The 20283-nt window shown below is 69.0% G+C and carries 16 protein-coding genes and 1 pseudogene; 13 read left to right on the top strand and 4 right to left on the bottom strand.

What is annotated here, in order from left to right; translation table 11 throughout:
• Positions 1-12: 12 nt before the first annotated feature.
• Positions 13-408 carry an MAPEG family protein gene (locus FKV25_RS10560; protein ID WP_141518765.1) on the top strand — a complete coding sequence of 132 codons (396 nt, stop codon included), beginning with the start codon at positions 13-15 and terminating at the stop codon, positions 406-408.
• 4 nt (positions 409-412) lie between these two features.
• On the opposite strand, the gene upp is transcribed toward FKV25_RS10560, so the two are convergent.
• The gene (gene upp, locus FKV25_RS10555; RefSeq protein WP_141518764.1) at positions 413-1042 is read right to left on the bottom strand and encodes a uracil phosphoribosyltransferase; all 630 of its coding nucleotides are present in this window, start codon (positions 1040-1042) and stop codon (positions 413-415) included.
• 181 nt (positions 1043-1223) lie between these two features.
• Here upp and FKV25_RS10550 point away from each other — a divergent pair, with 181 nt between their 5' ends.
• Positions 1224-2498 (top strand): aspartate aminotransferase type Ic, encoded by a 1275-nt coding sequence (locus FKV25_RS10550; RefSeq protein WP_211345415.1) that lies wholly within the window; start codon positions 1224-1226, stop codon positions 2496-2498.
• 408 nt (positions 2499-2906) lie between these two features.
• Here FKV25_RS10550 and FKV25_RS10545 read toward each other — a convergent pair whose 3' ends face one another.
• On the bottom strand, positions 2907-5261 hold the full coding sequence (locus FKV25_RS10545; protein ID WP_141518762.1) for a TonB-dependent receptor plug domain-containing protein: 2355 nt from the start codon (positions 5259-5261) through the stop codon (positions 2907-2909).
• A 213-nt stretch (positions 5262-5474) separates the two neighbouring features.
• Here FKV25_RS10545 and FKV25_RS10540 point away from each other — a divergent pair, with 213 nt between their 5' ends.
• Both FKV25_RS10540 and FKV25_RS10535 read left to right on the top strand, forming a co-directional pair.
• Complete coding sequence (locus tag FKV25_RS10540) at positions 5475-6602, top strand: phytase (protein ID WP_425462625.1); 1128 nt, start codon at positions 5475-5477, stop codon at positions 6600-6602.
• Position 6603: 1 nt separating this feature from the next.
• Complete coding sequence (locus tag FKV25_RS10535) at positions 6604-7989, top strand: purple acid phosphatase family protein (RefSeq protein WP_141518761.1); 1386 nt, start codon at positions 6604-6606, stop codon at positions 7987-7989.
• Between the two features lie 366 nt (positions 7990-8355).
• On the opposite strand, the gene FKV25_RS10530 is transcribed toward FKV25_RS10535, so the two are convergent.
• Positions 8356-9849 (bottom strand): aminotransferase class III-fold pyridoxal phosphate-dependent enzyme, encoded by a 1494-nt coding sequence (locus FKV25_RS10530; RefSeq protein WP_141518760.1) that lies wholly within the window; start codon positions 9847-9849, stop codon positions 8356-8358.
• Positions 9850-9967: 118 nt separating this feature from the next.
• Between FKV25_RS10530 and FKV25_RS10525 the strand changes: the two genes are divergently transcribed.
• The 6 genes from FKV25_RS10525 (at position 9968) to secF (ending at position 16029) form a co-directional block, all read left to right on the top strand.
• Entirely contained in the window at positions 9968-10399 is a 432-nt protein-coding gene (locus FKV25_RS10525) for an Lrp/AsnC family transcriptional regulator (protein ID WP_141518759.1), read from the top strand.
• Between the two features lie 33 nt (positions 10400-10432).
• Positions 10433-11545, top strand: coding sequence for a tRNA preQ1(34) S-adenosylmethionine ribosyltransferase-isomerase QueA (queA, locus tag FKV25_RS10520; protein WP_211345414.1), 1113 nt, complete (start codon positions 10433-10435; stop codon positions 11543-11545).
• The gene (gene tgt, locus FKV25_RS10515; protein WP_141518757.1) at positions 11542-12681 is read left to right on the top strand and encodes a tRNA guanosine(34) transglycosylase Tgt; all 1140 of its coding nucleotides are present in this window, start codon (positions 11542-11544) and stop codon (positions 12679-12681) included. Before queA ends, tgt begins: the two co-directional genes overlap by 4 nt.
• 109 nt (positions 12682-12790) lie before the next feature.
• Complete coding sequence (gene yajC / locus FKV25_RS10510; protein WP_141518756.1) at positions 12791-13129, top strand: preprotein translocase subunit YajC; 339 nt, start codon at positions 12791-12793, stop codon at positions 13127-13129.
• 58 nt (positions 13130-13187) lie between these two features.
• Positions 13188-15053 (top strand): protein translocase subunit SecD, encoded by a 1866-nt coding sequence (gene secD / locus FKV25_RS10505; RefSeq protein ID WP_141518755.1) that lies wholly within the window; start codon positions 13188-13190, stop codon positions 15051-15053.
• A 16-nt stretch (positions 15054-15069) separates the two neighbouring features.
• Positions 15070-16029, top strand: coding sequence for a protein translocase subunit SecF (gene secF, locus FKV25_RS10500; protein WP_141518754.1), 960 nt, complete (start codon positions 15070-15072; stop codon positions 16027-16029).
• A gap of 110 nt (positions 16030-16139) precedes the next feature.
• On the opposite strand, the gene FKV25_RS10495 is transcribed toward secF, so the two are convergent.
• A complete protein-coding gene (locus FKV25_RS10495) occupies positions 16140-16958 on the bottom strand; it encodes an inositol monophosphatase family protein (protein ID WP_141518753.1) in 819 nt (272 codons plus the stop codon).
• Between the two features lie 130 nt (positions 16959-17088).
• Between FKV25_RS10495 and FKV25_RS10490 the strand changes: the two genes are divergently transcribed.
• From FKV25_RS10490 to FKV25_RS16685, 3 genes and pseudogenes are all read left to right on the top strand, one after another.
• Positions 17089-17871, top strand: a complete 783-nt coding sequence (locus FKV25_RS10490; RefSeq protein ID WP_141518752.1) for an RNA methyltransferase — start codon at positions 17089-17091, stop codon at positions 17869-17871.
• A gap of 94 nt (positions 17872-17965) precedes the next feature.
• Entirely contained in the window at positions 17966-18919 is a 954-nt protein-coding gene (locus FKV25_RS10485; protein ID WP_425462624.1) for a phosphate/phosphite/phosphonate ABC transporter substrate-binding protein, read from the top strand.
• A pseudogene (locus FKV25_RS16685) lies at positions 18916-20235 on the top strand (diguanylate cyclase domain-containing protein); the annotation flags it as partial. The gene FKV25_RS10485 and the pseudogene FKV25_RS16685, both read left to right, overlap by 4 nt.
• Between the last annotated feature and the right edge of the window lie 48 nt (positions 20236-20283).

The raw sequence follows: 20283 nt of genomic DNA, 5'->3' as shown, positions 1-20283 counted from the left end.
CGGAGACACCCCATGCCCTTGATCACCCTGTTCTTCGCGTCCCTGCTGGTCCTGCTGAACCTGGTCCTGATGGTGCGCGTCACCCTGCGCCGGCGGGAACGCAAGATCGGCCTGGGCAGCGGGGGCGATGCGTTGCTCCAGCAGCGCATCCGCGCCCATGCCAATTTCATCGAGCAGGCGCCGCTGGCCCTGCTGATGCTGATGATGCTCGAGCTCTCTGGCCTGGCCCCGGTGGCGATCTGGGTGCTGGGCGCGATGCTGCTGGCCGGGCGCGTGCTGCACGCGATCGGCGTGTCCGGCAGCGGCGGCTACTCCTTCGGCCGCTTTACCGGGACCCTGCTCAGCTGGGCGGTCCTGCTCGCTTCGGCCGTGCTGGGCCTTTACGTGGTGGCGATGCGCCTGTTCTGACGCGTCAGGCGCGGGTACCGAAGATCTTGTCGCCCGCATCGCCCAGCCCGGGCAGGATGTAGCCGACGTCGTTGAGGCGCTCGTCGATCGAGGCGGTATACACCTCCACGTCGGGATGTCGCGCCTCCAGCGCGGCAAGGCCTTCGGGCGCGGCGACCAGGAACAGGCCCTTGATGCGCCGGCAACCGGCGGCCTTGAGCATGTCGATCGTGGCGATCAGGGTGCCGCCGGTCGCCAGCATCGGATCGAGCACCAGTGCGGTGCGTTCGTCCATGCGGCCGCTGAGCTTCTCGTAGTAGCCCACCGGTCGGAGGGTCTCCTCGTCGCGCTGCAGGCCGACCACGCCGACCTTGGCCGCCGGCAGCAGTTCCAGCACGCCGGGCAGCATGCCCAGGCCGGCGCGCAGGATCGGCACGAGGGTGATCTTCGCGCCCTTGATCTGGCGGGTCGCGACCGGTCCGGCCCAGCCTTCCACCGTGGTCGCCTCGGTCTCCAGGTCGGCGGTGGCTTCATAGGTCAGCAGGGTGGCGACCTCCGAGGCCAGCTCGCGGAAGGCCTTGGTGCTGTTCTCCGCGCGACGCATCAGGCCGAGCTTGTGCTGGACCAGCGGGTGCGTGACCTCGACGACCTTCATGGCGACTCCTGTTCCGACCGGGTACCCGAGTGTGCCGCAGCGACCCGCGCCGCGCATCCGTCGTTGGCGGCCGGAGCCGTGCGACCAATGCATGGCTTGCATCCGCGCACGATTGCCGCATCCTTGCGCGGCCGCAGTGGCGACAGGCCCGGCGGTCCCCCATTCTCCGGAGATCCCTCTCTTGCGATTCGAACATGCCGCGCCCGGGCAGCTCAGGGCACTGGAAGCTCAGCTGGCGGACACGCACCGGGCCTTCGTCGCCCAAGGCCTGGCGCTGGACCTGACCCGTGGCAAGCCCTCGGCGGAGCAGCTCGCGCTTTCCGACGCCCTGGACGGGATCCTCGACAGGCACTACCTGGCCGAGGACGGGACCGACGCACGCAACTACGGCGGCCTGGACGGCCTGCCGGAAGCCAAGCGCTTCGGCGCCGCGCTGATGGGCGTCGACCCCGGCTCGGTGCTGGTCGGCGGCAACTCCAGCCTCACCCTGATGTACCAGGCCGTCCTTGTCGCCCACCGATTCGGCCTCACGGGCGCGGACAGCGCGTGGTCACGCGGCGGCACGGTGCGCTTCCTGTGCCCGGTGCCGGGCTACGACCGTCATTTCACCGTCTGCGAGCAGCTCGGGATCGAGATGCTCACCGTCCCCATGACCGCCGACGGCCCGGACATGGACCGGGTCGAGGCGATGCTTGCCGCCGATCCATCGATCAAGGGCATGTGGTGCGTGCCCAAGTACTCCAATCCCACCGGCGTGGTGTACTCCGACGCGACCGTGGACCGGATCGCGCGCCTGGCGCAGGTGGCCGGGGAGGGATTCCGCGTGTTCTGGGACAACGCCTATGCGGTGCATGACCTGCAGGACGTGCGTCCGCTGGCGTCGATCGAGGCGGCGTGCCGCGCCCACGGTACCGTCAATTCGGTGCTGCAGTTCGCCTCCACCTCCAAGATCACCCATGCCGGATCGGGCGTGGCGTTCATGTCGGCCTCGCCGGCCAACCTGGCCGGCTTCAAGGCGTTCCTCACTGCGTGCACCATCGGCCCGGACAAGGTGAACCAGTTGCGCACGGTGCGCCTGCTGCCCGACCGCGATGCGCTGATGGCGCACATGCAGCGCCACGCGGCGATCCTCGCGCCGCGCTTCGCGATCGTGTTGCGCGTGCTGGAGGAACAGTTCGCCGGTGGCGACCTCGGGCAATGGGAGGCGCCGTCGGGCGGCTACTTCGTCGCCTTCGACACGCGCCCCGGCATCGCATCCGCGGCGGTGGCACTGGCGGCCGAGGCCGGGGTGAAGCTGACCCCGGCGGGTGCCACCTTTCCCTACGGTCGCGATCCGCAGGACCGCAACATCCGCATCGCACCCTCGGTGCCTTCCTTGCCGCAGCTGGAGACCGCGATGGCGGTCTTCGCCAACAGCGTCAAGCTGGCCAGCGTGCGGGCGGCGCTCGCGGGCTGAAGTCGTGGTGCCTGCATGTCCGGTGCGGGGGCGAAAGGCTGGATCCCAGCGTTCGCTGGGATGACGGTCTCGTGAGCTTCGCGGGCACCGTACGGCCACTGGGCCGTGTCTGTTTGGCTCGTCATCCCAGCGAACGCTGGGATCCAGCCGTTGGGCCTTTGCCGTCGTAACGTACGTGTTGGAATGTTGCCGCCCGCGCCGTTGCCGGGGACTCGTGAGCGGTCTCCATCGAACAGGGTCGTGCCGATCCCGCAAGGCCGAATGCCGGGAGGCCGCCCTCCGCCGGGCGGACGGGCGTGAGCAATCGCCCGCCAAGTCGCCCCTGACGGCAACGCGTCGGGGAGGCGCGCGCGCCCACGCGGTGCCCGGCAGGGGCATCCGGTGGGCGCGCCGAGTGCGCGGACGCGGTCAGAAGGCCCAGCGCATCACCAACTGGTAACGCGGGCCGGCATGCTCGGCTTCCAGCTCGTACTCGTCGTAGTCGCGATCGAGCTGGTCGGCGAGGTTGTCGAACTTGTCGAAGTACTCGCGCTTGTAGGCGTCGAGCAGGTTGGTGCCGCTCAGGCGCACCGAGATGTTGTCGCCGAAGCGCTTCTCGACGAAGACTTCCAGGTCGCCGTCGTAGGTGGTCCGCACTTCCTCGGCCAGCACGCGCATGAAGGCCTCCCCCTGCTTGCGGTAGCTGGCGCCGAAGGAGGCACCCCACGCGGGCAGGTCCTGGATGAAGCCGACGTTGTAGACGTACTCGGCCTGGTTGTTGAAGCGGCGCGTGCCCAGCTCGTCCTCGACCTCGCTGTCGAGCCAGGAGTAATTCACGAACACGCCGGTGTTCGGCAGGCCGATCGCGGTCAGCGGCGTGGACAGGTCCAGCTCCACGCCCCAGGCCTTGCCGTCGCCGACGTTGCGGGCGGTGTAGATGAAGCTGTCGGGGTCGAACGGCACCGCGGCGAGCGCTTCGTCCTCGCTGACGCCGTTCTCGTCCATGTAGTCGGCGATGTCGTCGGCGTAGTCGTCGAAGGCGGTCTCGTTGGGCTCACCCGTGTTGACGGTCTCGATGAGGTCCTGGATGTCGCGGTAGAACAGGTTCACCCCGACCACGCCGCGCTTGCCAAGACGATGTTCGAAGCCCAGGTCGATGCCGTTGGCGGTCTCGGGGTCCAGGAGCGGATTGCCGAGGAAGTCGTTGTCGCCGAACTCCTCCTGCAGCAGCGCCGGGGTCAGTTCGTTGAACGCCGGACGGCGCAGGCTGCGGGCCAGCGAGAGCTGGATGCGGCTGGCCTCGCCCAGATCCCACTTCAGGTGCAGCGAGGGCAGCAGTTCGTCGTAGTCGTTCGACGCCCGGCCGTCGTCGCCCTCGATGTCGGATCGCGTGGTCTCGTAACGCAGGCCGGCTTCCCAGGCCATCGGTCCGGCATCGCCGGTGAACATCAGGTAGGGGTCGATGCGGGTCTCTTCGATGCGGCTGCGCACGATCGCGTCCAGCTCGTAGACCACGGGGTCGGCTTCGTCGTCGGCCTCGAACTCGTAGTACGTGTGGGTGGAGTCGCGGTCCTTGCTGCGCAGGTCGACGCCGAACTCCATGGAGGCCGCGCCGAGCGGGCGGGAATGGGCGATCTTGAGGCTGGTCTCGGTGTCGCTGGCGTCGATGTCCAGCGCCTCGGCTTCATGGCCGTCCCATTCGCCGTCCTCGTAGGCGATCTCTTCCTCGCTCTCCGTGCTGCGGTCCTGGAAGCGTGCATGGTCGAGGTCGATCTCGGTCCTGCCCCCGGCCATGTCGAAGCGGTATTCGGCGCCGATGCCCCAGTTGTCCTGGTCGATGCGGGTCAGGCCGGGCACGTTCGCGATCTCGGTCGCGTCCTCCGGGCGGCGCGCGTTGTACTCGGTCGAGACCTCGACCTGGTCGCGATCGGTGCGCACGTAGAAGCCATCGAGCGACAGGCGCCCGCTCTCGCCGATGTCCGCGGTGTAGGACAGGTTGGCGGAATAGTCCTTGCCGTCGCGGGTGTCGGTCTGGTCCTCGGCGTCGACGAAATCGCCGTCCGGGGACTCGAAGCGATCGCTGCGCTTGATCTTCGGGTTGTAGCGGTCCTGTACGTTGATGCCCGCGAGCAGGCGTCCGCCCAGGGCTTCGCCCGACGTGACCGCCGCGAAGGTCGGCTGGATCTCGCCGTCGTCGTAGTGCATGGCGCCGAGGCGGATGTAGCTGCCGTCGAAATCGTAGGCATCGCGCAGGATGATGTTGACCGCGCCGGCCACGGCGTCGCCGGAACGGTTGGCGCTGTTGCTGCGCAGCACCTCGACCCGCTCGACCAGCTCGGCGGGGATGCGGTCGACCCAGAACGAGCGGTCGTCGCCGGCGCCCGGCACCTTCTTGCCGTTGACCAGCACCTGGGTGTAGGCCGCGCTCAGGCCGCGCAACTGCACCGCGTCGTACTCGAGCACGTCGGACACGAAGACCACGCTGGGCACGCGCTTGAGCATGTCGCCGACGGTGGATGGCTCGAATCGCTGGAAATACTCCAGGTCGTAGACCAGGGTGGGTTCGATGTCGTTGGTGCGGTCGCGGTAGGCGATCTCGCCCTGCACGACCACCGTGTCCAGGTCCTTGGCCACCATCGCGCCCATGGAGGCATTGGCGGTCGGCGCGAGCGAGGCGGGTGCGTCGCCGGGCGCGTCCTGCGCGAATGCGGGAAGGCTGGCCGGCATCAGCGCGGCGCAGACGAGGGCTCGGGACAGGCCGGTGGCCAGGGAGTTGCGCTTCATGTACGGAAGGTCCGCGTTCAGTAAAAGCGGCATTTGTACGTCCGCCAGATGGCAGGTCCATGACGCATTCGTGGCGCTGGCATGACCTGCTGGCGGATCGCAGCGAAGCGCGCGTTCGACGGGCCCCGGCTGCGAAAAGGCTGCAACCTCACTGTCACGCGGGACGCGTAGAAAATGGCGCTTTGTTGACACTTTCATTGCCGGGATCCCTCCGTGTCCAATCACCTGCTGCCCCTCCTGCTCGTCCTTGCCCTCCTGCCCGCCTGCAACACGGCCCCGCCCGAAAGGGGCGCGACGGCCGATCGCGAACCCGACGAGGCCGTCGAGGTCGATCCGCTCCTCGCCGACCACGCGATCCCGCATCGCGTCGTCGCCGAAGCCTTCACCACCGCGCCGGCGCCCGCCGACAACATCGACTCGCCCGCGTCCTGGCGCGCACCGGATGGGCGTCGCTGGTTGATCGCCACCGCCAAGACCTCCGACACGCTCGTGGTCTACGACGGCGACACCGGCGAACGCATCCGCGAAGTGGCCGGGCCGGGGACGGGCGCTGGCCGCCTGGACCGTCCGAACGGCATCGCCGTGATCGACGACCTGGTGCTGGTGGTGGAGCGCGACAACCGCCGCGTGCAGGCGTTCGCGCTGCCGGGCTTCGAGCCCGTCGCCAGCTTCGGTGCCAGCGAACTCGTGCAGCCCTACGGCCTGTGGGTCCGCCACCTGGGCGAAGGCTACGAAGTGATCGTCAGCGACAACTACATGTCCGACGAAGACGAGGACGTGCCGCCGCCGCTCGCCGAGCTCGACCGCCGCTTCCGCCGCTACGCCCTCGTCGAGCACGACGGGGAGTGGTCGGCGACGCTGGTGGGCAGCTTCGGCGCCACCGATGCCGCCGGTGCGATCCGCATCGCCGAATCGCTGTTCGGCGACGTGGCGCACGATCGCCTGTTGCTCGCCGAGGAGGACGTCGCGGTGGGCACGCGCCTGCGCGAGTACGGACTCGACGGACGCTACCGGGGGCGCGATGTCGGCGCCGGCCTGTTCAAGGCGCAGGCCGAGGGCATGGCGCTGCATGCCTGCGACGATGGCAGTGGCTACTGGCTCGCCACCGACCAGTTCAAGGACCGCAGCCTGTTCCACGTCTTCGATCGCGTGAGCCTGGCCCACGTCGGTGCCTTCGCCGGCACCCGGACCGCGAATACCGACGGCGTCTGGCTCGACATGTCGGGGAACGCGCGCTTCCCCGAGGGCGTCTTCTACGCGGTCGACGACGACCAGGGTGTGTCGGCCTTCGACTGGCGCGACATCGCCAGGGCGCTGTCGCTCAAGACCTGTGCGAACTGACATGGGAGCTCACCGGGTTCGCGCGGCCCTGCTGTCGTTCGGCCTCGCGCTGCTGTCGGGCGCGCCCGCGGGCGCCGTTGAGCGGACGGTCGAGCCCAATACCCTGGTTCCGACGGGCGCCTCGCGCTACGTGGCCGGCGCCTTCCCCGACCGCATCGTCGCCACGCCCGCCGAGGACGCCGCCCGTGGCTTCGCGGTCGCCTGGCGCAGCGGCGCCGGGATCGAGTCGCCCTGGCTCGAGATCGTCGTCGCTGGCGACTCGCCCGACATGGGCGTGCCGCGCCGGATCCGCGCGCAGACGCGCGCACTGACGGCGGAGAATGGGCCGGCGCACCACCATCGCGCCGACGTCGATGGCCTGCGACCGGGAACGCTGTACGCCTATCGCGTGCAGGGCGAGGACGCCTGGAGCCCGTGGATGCAACTGCGCACGGCGGGCCTGCCCGGCGAGCCCCTGGAGTTGCTGTACTTCGGCGACACCCAGAACAAGAACGCCAGCCTGACCACCCGCGTCGTCCGTGAAGCAACGCGGCATGCGCCACGGGCGAGCCTGGTGCTGTATGCGGGCGACCTGGTCAGTGGCGGCGACGGCGACGACGACAACGAGTGGGGCGAGTGGTTCGACGCCACCGACGCACTCTCGGGCTGGACGCTGACGGCGCCGGCGCCGGGGAACCACGAGTACTTCGAGGAGTTCGAGGACACGCCGCGCGAACGCCGCGTGCTCGGCCGGCATTGGCCGCTGCAGTTCGCGCTGCCGGGCAACGGCATCGGCGGCGGCGATGCGCCAACCACCTACTGGTTCGACCACCAGGGCGTGCGGGTTGCGGTCCTGGACGGAACGTCCGCGCTCGACCTGGGCAGCGCTGCCCGCCAGGCCCGATGGCTGGATGCAGTCCTGGCGTCCAACCCGGGCCGCTGGAGCATCGTCGTCGTGCACCAGCCGTTCTTCTCGCCGCGCGACGGCCGCGAGAATTCGGCGCTGCGCGAACACCTGCTGCCGGTGCTGCGCGCGCGCAATGTCGACCTGGTGCTGCAGGGCCACGACCATACCTACGGCCGCCGCGGCCTGGACGAGGCCTCGCGCGCGCCGGTGTTCGTGGTGTCGGTCGCCGGGGCCAAGCAGTACCGGCTGTCCGACGAAGCACGGGCGACGATGTCGCCGGTGGGCGAGGACACCCAGTGGTTCCAGGTGATCCGCATCGCCGACGGGCGGCTGCGCTACGAAGCACGCACCGCGACCGGGCGGCTTTACGATGCCTTCGATCTGGTCGACGCCGGGCCGGGGCCGAAGCGCGTGGAAGAGCGGACCGAGGGCCGCATCGCGCCGCGCGACTGCGCCCGCGAGGCGACCCTCAAGGGACGGCGCGACCGCTGCTGGGAGTAGGGACGACGGGCAGGGCGTTCAGCGAGTACCTTGCCGCCCGGAGGCCGGGCTCGCAAGCGAAGCTGGAGCCCAGCGCGTGGCGCCGGGCCGGGAGCAGGCGCGCCTGCGCCGCATCGCGAGGCGGGTTGTCCGAAGCAAAACCCATCGTTCGTCATGCGTGCGGCTGCGCGGCGGTGGGTTTCGACTTCGGCTCTACCCACCCTACGGCCCTGGAATCGAGGCCCCGGGTGCGCTGCGCTTACCCGGGCTACGGGGACTGGTGCCGGGTGGACGACGAACTGCCGAAGAAGCCCACGTCTGGGATGGGTGAGTGCGAACAAAAAGGCGGCCCTGCGGCCGCCTTCCTCCATGCACCAACAATCGCGCTCAGGCGGCTGCGGCCTGGCGTGCGCGCGGACCTTCCTTCAGGGCGCGCCGGATCATGCCGACCAGCAGTTCGATCTCCTCGCTGGTGATCGCGAAGGTCGGGGTGAAGCGCAGCGAGTTCACGCCGCCATGGATCACGCCGATGCCGTGCTCGCGCAGCCACTCCTCGGTGGAGCCGGCGCCGTAGCACTTGAAGTCCTGGGACAGCTCGCACGAGAACAGCAGGCCCGTGCCCTGGACCTTGGTGATCTCGCCGCCCAGCTCGGTCTTCAGGGCCTCGAGCTTCTCCAGGGCCTCGGCGCCGCGCGCGCGGATGTTCTCGCGCAGCTCGGGCGTGACCATCGACAGCACCGTGCTGGCGACGTCGAGCGCACGCGGGTTGGTGGTCATGGTGTTGCCGTACAGGCCCTTCTGGTACAGGCCCGCGGCACGCGCGTTGACCGCCAGCACGGAAAGCGGGTACTGCCCCGCGTTGAGTGCCTTGGAGTAGGTCTCCATGTCAGGCGCCTCGGCGCCCTCGAAGCCGGGGTAGTCGACGATCGACAGCACCCCGTTCGCGCGCAGGCCGGCCTGGATGGAGTCGACCAGCAGCAGGCTGCCGTGTGCGCGGGTCAGTTCGCGGGCGGCGTCGTAGAAGTCGCGCGGCACGCTGCGGCCCGGGTCGCCTTCACCCATGACCGGCTCCAGGAACATCGCCTCGATGAACCAGCCATGCGTCTCGGCGTCGGCGAACACACGGCGCAGTGCGTCGATGTCGTAGGGCGGCACGGCGATGACCGAATCCTCGCCGCGGTAGCTGGCCAGGAACTTCTCATAGGTCTTGCGCGACGAGTCCGAGTACAGCGCCGGACGGTCGGTGCGGCCGTGGAACGCGCCCTTGACGACCACCCGCTTGATGGCGCGGCCGGCATGGCGGGCGCCTTCGTCGGTCAGGGTCTTGGCGTTGGCATCGGCGATGCGCGCGGCCAGGGTCACCGACTCGGAGCCGGAGTTCAGGCAGAGGAACTTCGCGTAGGGGCAGTCGCGGCCCAGGCCGATCGCGTCGCGCAGCAGGCGTTCGAAGCGCAGCTGCGACAGGTTCGGCGTCATGATGTTGGCCATCGCCTGCGGGCGCGCCATGGCCTCGATCACCGCTTCGGGCGCATGGCCGAAGCCGAGCATGCCGTAGCCGCCCGAGTCGTGCAGCACGGCGCCCTTGAGCGTCACGATCCACGGCCCGCGCGCGGCAAGGGCCACGTAGGGGTTCACCGCGTCGTCGGGGTAGAAGTTGATGTAGCCGGCCTGCACGGCGCGTGCCTGCGCATCCTCGTCCAGGTCGAGCAAGTCGGCGAACTCGCCCTTGATGCGCGCGTACTCGGCGGCGGCGGCCTCGACGGCCTCCACGAGGGCGGGGTGGCGCTCGGCGAAACGGAGCAGGGTGGCGTCGTCCAGGCCCACCGTGCGGCGCGAGCCAGCGTGGGCGCGCAGCGGGGCGAGGGTATCGGTCACGGCCATGTGGGTCTCCTTATTGGGGCGTCATCTCCCTATTATCTGCAATCTCTCGTCGATAGACAGTGTGGATTTGGACGGATTTAGGTTAGATTTCGTCGAATCGCCGAAAAATTTCGTCCAGATGAAGATCACCGCCGCCGACCAGCAGCTGCTTTCCGTCCTGCGCGAGAACGCGCGGGCTTCGACCGCCGAGATCGCCAGGCGCCTGCAGTTGTCGCGCACGACGGTGCAGAGCCGGATCGAGCGACTGGAGCGGCAGGGGGTCATCCGCGGCTATACCGTTCGCGTGCACGACCAGGCCGAGCACGGCCATATCCGCGCGCACATCATGATCACCGTGCTGCCCAAGCAGATGGCGGCGGTGGTGGACGCCCTGCATGCCATGCCCGAGGTCCGGGCGCTGCACTCGGTCAGCGGCCCCTTCGACCTGGTCGCGATGGGGGTGGTGCCCAGCGTCGAGGACATGGACGAGCTGACCGATCGCATCGGCGCCATCGACGGGGTGGGGCGCACCACGTCCTCGATCATCCTGTCGGCGAAGTTCGAGCGCTGAGGCCGGCCTCGCCCCGGCGCGGAAGCTCTTACAATGGGCGGCCCCGCCCCGGGCGCACTGGCGCCGGGCCCGCCAGGCCTTGAAGATCCCCGTTTGAGAAAGTCCGATTTCCATTACGAGCTCCCCGCCGAACTGATCGCCCAGGCGCCCCTGGCCGAGCGCTCGGCCAGCCGCCTGCTCGTGGTTCCGCCCGAGCCGGGCGTGCTCGGCGACCGCGCCTTCCGCGAGCTGCCGGCGCTGCTCGAGCCCGGCGATCTGCTCGTGTTCAACGATACCCGGGTGATCCCGGCCCGCCTGTTCGGCCGCAAGAGCACCGGCGGACGCGTCGAGATCCTGATCGAGCGCCTGCTCGGCGGTGCCGATGCGCGTGCCCAGCTGGGGGTGAGCAAGTCGCCGAAGCCCGGCGCGGTGATCGTCCTCGACGCCGGTGGCGAAGCCGAGGTGCTCGGTCGCGACGGCGAGTTCTACCGCCTCCGCTTCCACCTGTCCGAGTCCCTGGAGAGCTGGCTGGTCAAGGCCGGTCGACTGCCCTTGCCGCCCTACATCGAGCGCGAACCCGGCGCCGACGACGCCGAGCGCTACCAGACCGTGTTCGCCCGCGAGGCGGGCGCGGTCGCTGCGCCCACCGCCGGGCTGCACTTCGACGACGCCCTGCTCGATGCACTGCGCGAGCGCGGCGTCTCGATGGGCCATGTGACCCTGCACGTCGGCGCCGGGACCTTCCAGCCGGTGCGCGTGGAGCAGCTCGACCAGCACGTGATGCACAGCGAATGGTTGAACGTGGGCGCCGAGCTGGTCGACCAGGTGCGGCGGACCCGCGCCGCTGGCGGCCGCGTCATTGGCGTCGGCACCACCGTGGTGCGGGCCCTTGAATCGGCGATGCAGGGAAATGCCTCCGGCGAGCGCGAGTTGCGGCCCTTCGCCGGCGAGACCCGACTGTTCATCCTGCCCGGTTACCGGATCCGTTCGGTCGACGCGATGATCACCAACTTCCACCTGCCCGAAAGCACCCTGCTGATGATGATCTCCGCCTTTGCCGGCAAGGCCCGCGTATTCGAGGCCTATGCCCACGCGATCCGCGAGCGCTACCGCTTCTTCAGCTATGGCGACGCCATGCTGTTGTGGCCGGGCGGGGACGCGCGATGAGCCGGATGGACTTCGAGCTGCTGGGGACAGACGGCCAGGCGCGTCGCGGCCGCATCCGCTTTCCCCGCGGGACCATCGAGACGCCGGCCTTCATGCCGGTCGGCACCTACGGCACGGTCAAGGGCGTGCTGCCGCACCAGGTCCGCGAACTGGGCGCGGAGATCATCCTGGGCAACACCTTCCACCTGTTCCTGCGGCCCGGGCTGGAGGTGATCGGCGAGCACGGCGGCCTGCATGGTTTCGCGCGCTGGGACGGCCCCATCCTCACCGACTCGGGTGGCTTCCAGGTCTTCTCGCTGGCGCACAAGCGCAAGATCACCGAGGCCGGCGTGCATTTCGCCGCCCCGACCGACGGCCGCAAGGTGTTCCTGGGGCCCGAGGAGAGCATGCACATCCAGAAGGTGCTGGGTTCGGACATCGTGATGATCTTCGACGAATGCCCGCCCGTGCACGTGGACGGGCAGCCGGTCCCGGTGGAGCGCATCGCCCGCTCGATGGAGTTGTCGCTGCGTTGGGCCGAGCGCTCCCGGCGTGCCCACGAGGGCAACGACGCGGCGCTGTTCGGCATCGTCCAGGGGGGCGTCCACCCGGACCTGCGCACCCGCTCGGCCGAGGGCCTGCGGGCGATCGGCTTCGACGGCTACGCCATCGGCGGCCTGGCCGTCGGTGAGACCGAGGACGAGCGCAACGCCATGCTCGACCACACCTGCCCGCAGCTGCCCGCCGACCGGCCCCGCTACCTGATGGGGGTGGGGCGGCCGGAGGACCTGGTGGAGGCGGTGGCGCGGGGCGTGGACATGTTCGACTGCGTGATGCCCACCCGGAACGCCCGCAACGGCCACTTCTTCACCTCGACCGGCACGATCCGGGTCCGCAACGCGACCTACGAGCACGACCTGCGGCCGATCGAGGAGGGCTGCGACTGCCATGCCTGCGCCAACGGCTTCAGTCGCGCCTACCTCCGCCACCTGGACCGCTGCAACGAGATGCTGGGCCCCATGCTCGGGACCCTGCACAACCTGCGCTACTACCAGCGGCTGATGGCCGGGATGCGCGAGGCGATCGCCCGGGGAACCTTCGCCGCCTTCCGCGAGTCCTTCTATGCCACCCGGGGCCTGACGCTGCCCGGCGCCTGACCCCGGGATCGCCCCGGGGACCGGCGCGGACGGCGGTTCCGGCCCCCGGCCCGGTCACGGGCCGGCTCGTGCCATAATCTCCCGTTAATTTCGACCCAGGATGCCCCTGATGAACCTGCTCGACTTCGTGATCTCGCCCGCTTACGCCCAGAGCGCCCCGGCCGCCGGCGGCGGCATGGGCATGCAGTTGCTGTTCCCGATCGCCCTGATCGCGATCATGTACTTCCTGATGATCCGTCCCCAGATGAAGCGCCAGAAGGAACACCGCGCCATGCTGGAGAAGCTCGCCAAGGGCGACGAGGTCATCACCAACGGCGGCCTCGCCGGGACCATCACCGAGATCGGCGAGAGCTTCATCACCGTGCAGGTGGCCGACAACGTGCAGGTGCGCGTGCAGAAGGGCGCGATCGCCAACGTGCTGCCCAAGGGCACCTTGAAGTCGGCCTGAGCCGGCGCCACAACCGATTGGATAGGGCGGCCGACGTGGCCGCCGCAGGATGTCTTCGATGCTGACTTACGCGCGCTGGAAATACGTTGTCCTACTGCTGATCCTGATCGTCAGCACCGTCTACGCCCTGCCGAACATCTTCCCGCAGGACCCCTCGGTGCAGGTCAGCGCCAACCGCGGCGCGGTGGTCGACGCAGCCCTGAAGGGGCGGGTCGAGACGGGCCTCAAGGCCGCCGGGGTGACCCCCAAGGCGGTCGAGATCGATGGCGACAACCTGCTCGTCCGCCTGTCCGATCCGGACGCCCAGGTAAAGGCCGCCGACGCGCTGCGCCCGGAGCTGGGCAACGACTTCGTGGTCGCGCTCAACCTCGCCTCGACGGTGCCCGAATGGCTGCAGGAGCTGGGCGGCAAGCCGATGCTGCTGGGCCTCGACCTGCAGGGCGGCGTGCACTTCACGATGCAGGTCGACCAGAAGGCCGCGCTCGACAAGCGGCTCGAGGCGACCGCCGAGGACGTGCGCGTGCTGCTGCGCGACAAGCGCATCCGCTACCAGTCGGTCGAGCGCCGCGCCGGCAACACCGTGGTGGCGACGCTCAACGACGCCGACGCCGCGGAACAGGCGCGCGAGGCGATCGTCCTCGCCCAGCCCACCCTGCAGGTCAGCGCGGATGACCGCGTGGTCACGGTCAGCATGAGCGACGCCGAGATCGACCGGCTCGCGGTCGAGGCCATCGAGCAGAACGTCGGTACCCTGCGCAACCGCATCAACGCGCTCGGCGTGTCCGAGCCGATCATCCAGCGCCAGGGCGAGGACCGCATCGTGGTCCAGCTGCCCGGCGTGCAGGACACCGCGCAGGCCAAGCGCGTGCTCGGCGCCACCGCTACCCTGGAGTGGCGCGCGGTGCTCGACGCGGACGCGGCCAGCGCCCGTGACACGGGCATCGTCCCCCCCGACGGCAAGCTGTATGACCGCAAGGAGACCGGTCCGGACGGCCGGCCGATCCCGATCCTGCTCAGCAAGCGCGTGATCGCCTCGGGCGACCAGATGGTCACCGCTTCCTCGGGCATGGACCCGCAGTCGGGCACGCCCTCGGTCAGCATTCGCCTCAACGGCGCCGGTGGCCAGCGCATGTTCGAGTTCACCAGCGAGAACGTCGGCAAGCCGATGGCGGTGGTCTACATCGAACGCGTGCCCGAGGTGCGCGTGGTGAACGGCGAGGAGATCCGCAGTACCCGCATCAACGAGGAAGTGATCTCGGTCGCGACCATCCAGGGCGTGTTCGGCAAGGAGTTCCAGACCACCGGCCTGGACAGCCCCAAGGAAGCGGCCAACCTGGCGCTGCTGCTCCGCTCCGGCTCGCTGGCCGCGCCGATGGACTTCATCGAGGAGCGCATCGTCGGTCCGAGCCTGGGCCGTGAAAACGTCGAGCGCGGCATGACCGCGATCAAGTACTCCTTCATCTTCATCCTCGGCTTCTTCCTGGTCTACTACCGGATGTTCGGCGTCATCACCTGCATCGCGCTGCTGCTGAACCTGCTGATGCTGGTCGCGCTGATGTCTTGGTTCGGCGCCACCATGACCCTGCCGGGCATGGCGGGCATCGCGCTGACGGTTGGCTTCTCGGTGGACGCCAACGTGCTGATCAACGAACGAATACGCGAGGAACTGCGTGCCGGGCTGCCGGTCAAGGCGGCGATAGCGGCGGGCTACGACCGCGCCGTGGGCACCATCGCCGACGCCAACATCACCGCCGTGCTCGCCGGCGTCGCCCTGTTCGCCTTCGGCACCGGCCCGGTGAAGGGCTTCGCGGTCGCGCTGATCCTTGGCATCGCCACCTCCATGTATTCCGCGGTCTCGGCTTCCCGCGCCATCGCCACGCTCATTTATGGCGGTCGTCGCAAGCTGAAGTCCATTGCCATCTGACCGGGACACTTTCCAGATGAAACCATTCAACCTGTTTCCCTATGACAGCAAGATCGACTTCATGCGCATGCGCTGGATCTCGCTGTCCATCGCGCTGCTGCTCGTCGTCGTCTCCGTTGGCGCGATTGCGGTCAAGGGCTTCAATTTCGCCCTGGACTTCACCGGCGGTACCGTCACCGAGCTGCGCTTCGAACAGCCCGTGGACGTGGACGACATCCGTGCCCGCCTCGATGGCGCCGGTTACGGCAGTGCCCAGGTCCAGACTTTCGGCAACGGCAACGACCTGCTGATCCGCGTCCAGCCCAAGACCGGCGACGGCGAGGGTGGGGCGGACCAGAACACGGCGCGCGAGATCCAGCAGGCACTCGCGATCGAAGGCAACCCCGGCACGGTCATGAAGAGTGACTTCGTCGGCCCGCAGGTGGGCAAGGAGATCGCGATCAATGGCGTCTGGGCGCTGATCTTCGTCGTCGTCGGCTTCATGATCTACATCTCGTTCCGCTTCGAGAAGAAGTTCGCCGTCGCCGCGACCGTGACCACGCTGCACGACGTGATCGTGGTGGCCGGCTGGTTCGCCATCACCGGGCACGAGTTCGACCTGACGGTGCTGGCCGGCATCCTCTCGGTCATGGGCTTCTCGATCAACGACACCATCGTCGTCTTCGACCGCATCCGTGAGAACTTCCGATCCATGCGCGGCGACGCCATCGGCATCATCAACGCCGCCATCAACCAGACGCTCTCGCGCACGGTGATCACCTCCTTCGTGGCGATCCTCACCATGCTGGCGCTGTACCTCTACGGCGGCGGCTCCCTGCGTGGCCTGGCCGAGTCGATGCTGATCGGCGCCGTCATCGGCACCCTGTCCTCGATCTTCGTCGCCAGCACCCTGTTGACCATCGGACCGCTGAAGGTCACCAAGCAGGACCTCATGCCCAAGGCCCGCGACGAAGAGGCGCTGGCGCGGAGGCCGTGATGGGTCTCCAGTGATGGGTAACGGGTGGTTTCGATAAAGAGAAAGGCCGCGGAGTCCGCGGCCTTTCTGCTTCCTGCAAATGCCAAATCACGAATAACCAATCACGGTCCTCAATCGAATGCCGCCGCGTAGCCGGTATCGACGATCTTCTTCTGCAGCAGTTCGCAGACCTTGAGGTTGGCGGCGACCAGGGCGCGCGGGGCAGTCCCGCGGGCGTCCATGGGGCCGGTGGGGCGGCCCTTGAAGTCGCAGACCTTGCCGCCGGCCTCGCGCACCATCAGGGCGCCGGCGGCGATGTCCCAGGGCTTCACGCCGGCCTCGAAGTAGGCATCGGCGCGACCGCAGGCGACATAGGCCAGGTCCAGGGCCGCCGACCCGGTGCGCCGGACGTCCTCGGCTTCCAGCAGCAGGTTGTCGAGGGTCTTGAGCTGGGCGCTGGCGCGACTGCGCTCGCGGGGCGGGAAGCCGGTCACCAGCAGGGTGCCCTCGAGCGTCTTGCGGTCGGCCACGCGCACGCGCTTGCCGTTGAGCTGGGTGCCGCTGCCCTTGCTCACGGTGAACAGGTCGTTGCGGATGGGATCGAAGATGACGCCGTGGATCGGTTCGCCGTTCTCGACCAGGGCGATCGACACGCAGAAGTGGGGCAGGCCGCGCAGGTAATTGCTGGTGCCGTCCAGGGGGTCGATGACCCAGGTGAAGCGGCCCTTGCCGGCGCTGCCGGTCTCCTCGCCCAGGAAGGCGTAGTCCGGGTGGGCGCGACGGAGCTCCTTGATGACCACCTTCTCGGCTTCTTCGTCGACTTCGCTGGCGTAGTCCATGCGGTCCTTCTCGACCACGTTGATCGCATCCAGGCGGTGCATGTGGCGCAGGAGCACGTTGCCGGCGGCACGGGCGGCCTTGACCATGAGGGTGACGGCGGGTTTCTGCATGGCGGTGCGGCCTCGGACGAAGGAGGTGGGGCGCGGCGGATCGCCGGCCGGACTGGAAGGAGGTAAAAGAGCAACCCGGCAATGGCACGACACGAGCGTGGCCGGGTCGCGGAGTTTACCATTGACGGCGATGACGACCCATTCGACAACTGAACCGATCTCCAACCGCCTGCGCATCGTCCTGGTCGGGACCCAGCACCCCGGCAACATCGGCTCCGCCGCGCGGGCCATGAAGACCATGGGCCTGGGCCGGCTGGTGCTGGTGGCGCCCGAGAAGGCGCCCAACCACGAGTCCGAGGCCCTGGCGGCCGGCGCCGACGACGTCCTGGCGGCCGCCGCGACCCATGCGACCCTGGCCGAGGCCGTGGCCGACTGCCATCTGGTGCTGGGCTGCACGGCGCGCAGCCGGCGCATCGCCCTGGACGAGCTGCTGCCGCGCGAGGCCGCGGCCCGGGCCCTGGACGGCGCAAGGGCAGGGGGCGAGGTGGCCCTGGTCTTTGGCCGCGAGCGCACCGGCCTGGACAACGAGGAGCTCCAGCTGTGCCATGCCGCGGTGCATATCCCGGCCAATCCGGCCTACAGCTCGCTCAACCTCGCGATGGCGGTCCAGGTGCTGGCCTACGAGTTGCGGCTGGCCCTGCTGGCAGTGGGCGGGGGCGATCCGGCGCCGGCCGGGGACGGTGATCCGCCGGCTTCCCACGCCGAGCTGGAGGGCTTCTTCGGGCAGCTGGGGGATGCCCTGGACGCGATCGACTTCCACAAGGGACGGGCGCCCGAATCGGCCCTGCGCAAGTTCCGTCGCCTGTTCCTCAAGGCCGACCTCGACAGCCGGGAGGTCCGCCTGTTGCGCGGGGTCCTGGCCGACGTGGAACGCATGGCGATGCTGGCGGCCCGGGCGGGCGGCGAGCGCTGAAGCATGTGTTCGCAGTCCCAGTTCGCGCGCGGGGCGCACGCGCCGATAGCCGCACCTCCGGCTTTGGATTAGTCTGGCCGGAGAAATCGCCGGAGTGTCGCCGCCCTTGATCCTGCGCCTGTGCTGCCAAGCCCTATTGCTGCTGGTCCTGGCTGCGTCCACCGAGGGGCGTGCCGGGGAGCGCTCGGTCACGGCGGACCACGCCGAGTCCGGCGTGCTGGTGCTGGGGCGGATCAGCGACGATCCCAAGTCGCACTACGAGCAGCTCAAACCGCTGCTGGATTACGTCGTCCCGCGCATGGCCGACGTCGGCATCCGCGAAGGGCGGATCCTCATGGCCAAGGACCCCCAGCAGATGGCGAGCTACCTGCGCCGGGGCCGGGTCGACTGGATCACCGAGACCACCGGCATGGCGCTGCTGATGCGCGACCGCGGCGGCGCGCGTCCGCTGCTGCTGACCGAGCGGGGCGGGAGCAGCCACTACCACAGCGTCTTCTTCGCGCGCCGCGACAGCGGAATCGAATCGCTGGACGGCATCCGCGGGCACAGCGTCGCCTTCCAGCGGCCCTCGTCGACGAGCGCCTACTTCGTGCCGGCGGCTGTCCTGCTTGACCGCGGCATGCCACTGGACGTGCTGCTGTCGCCGCTCGACCACGCCGGGCCGGACGCCGTGGGCTACCTGTTCGCGCGATCCGAACTCAACATCGCCACGTGGGTCCACAAGCGACTGGTCGACGTCGGCGTCATGAGCAACCTCGACTGGGACGATCCCAACCGGATGCCGACGGCGTTCAAGCGCGACCTGGTGATCATCGGCGACACGCCGGAGTTCCCGCGCGCGCTGGAACTGGTCCAGCCGAACATGGCGCCGGAGGTCCGCGACCGCCTGCGCGAAGTCCTGGTCGGCGCGGCCGATGATCCGGAGGCGTCGAACGCGCTTCGGGAATTCTTCGGCACCACGCGCTTCCTGCCCATCGACGACGTGTCGATGGATGCATTGAACCGGATCGGCCAGGGCGTGCAGCGCGTGCGGGCGGAGGTCGAATGAAGCTGAGCGGGGGCCTGCGTACCAAGTTCCTGCTGCTGATGGCGGCTGCATTGATGGTGATGCTGCTGATGATGGCGCTCATGCTCAAGCGCGAGGAGCAGATGCAGGGCGACGTCGTGGACGTCACCCGCGACGCCATGCAGGGGGTGGTCAGCAACAGCCTCAACCGGCGCGGCGAGGGCATGGTCAACCAGTTGGCAGAATCGCTGACGAACCCCCTGTACTACTTCGACCTCGACGCCATTGGCGAGCTCACCGCGGCGGCCCTGCGCCAGCCCGACGCACGCTACGTCCTGGTCTACGACGTCGCCGGGACCATCATCCACGACGGCAGCGAGGAAATCCCCAGCTACGGCAAGCGCATGGACGACGAGTTCGCCAGCGAGGTGACCGCGTCCACGACGATGCTGACCCTGTTCAACGACCACGTCATGGACGTCTCCATGCCGATCATGATCGGCGAGGAGCGCCTGGGCGGCGTGCGCATGGGCTTCGACCTGGAGGTGGCCAAGGGCTTCCAGGAGCGGGCCGTCACCGAGATGCGGCAGCGCCTGGGGGTGTTGGGCCACCGCCAGCTGATCTGGGTGGGGCTGGTCACCGGCAGCCTGGTGCTGATCGGGATCGTGCTGCTGTGGCTGATCCAGCACTGGCTGGTCAGGCCCATCCGCCAGCTCGCGGACTCGGCCCGCCAGATCGAGGCCGGGCGCTTCGAGCTCGACCTGCCGACCAGCCGCCGGCGCGACGAGATCGGCGAGCTGCTGCGCGCTTTCAGCCGCATGAGCGAGAGCGTGGCGCGCCACGACCGCGACATCCGGCGCATGGCCTACACCGACGCCCTGACCGGCCTGTCCAATCGCCTGGCCTTCCGAGAGGCCCTGGACGAGCAGTTGCTGCAGATGCGCGGCGACGGCCAGCAGCTCGCCCTGCTGTTCGCCGACATCGACGACTTCAAGCGGGTCAACGACACCCTGGGCCACGATGCTGGCGACGACGTGCTGGTGCAGTGTTCTGCGCGCATCCGCGACGCGATCAGTCGCCATGCCGGCGACAACGCGCTGCTCGCGAGGTTCGGTGGCGACGAATTCGTGATCCTGGTACAGGCGTCCAGCCGCGATGCCCGCGACGTGCGGGAGATCGCCACCGGCCTGGCCGAGGCCCTGGTCGAGACCCTGGGCGAACCGATGCTGGTGCACGAGCGGCAGGTGTTCCTGGGCACCTCGATCGGCATCACCATGTTCCCGGAGGACGCGTCGACCGCGGCTTCGCTGATGAAGAACGGCGACATCGCCATGTACCAGGCGAAGGTGGCCGGCAAGAACTGCTACCGCTTCTACAGCCGGGCGATGGACCTGGCGGTGGAACGC

This window comes from Marilutibacter aestuarii, from assembly GCF_006546775.1.
Taxonomy (GTDB): domain Bacteria; phylum Pseudomonadota; class Gammaproteobacteria; order Xanthomonadales; family Xanthomonadaceae; genus Marilutibacter; species Marilutibacter aestuarii.
The sequence above is the reverse complement of the archived record's forward strand: the minus strand, read 5'-3'. Positions and strand labels throughout refer to the sequence as shown.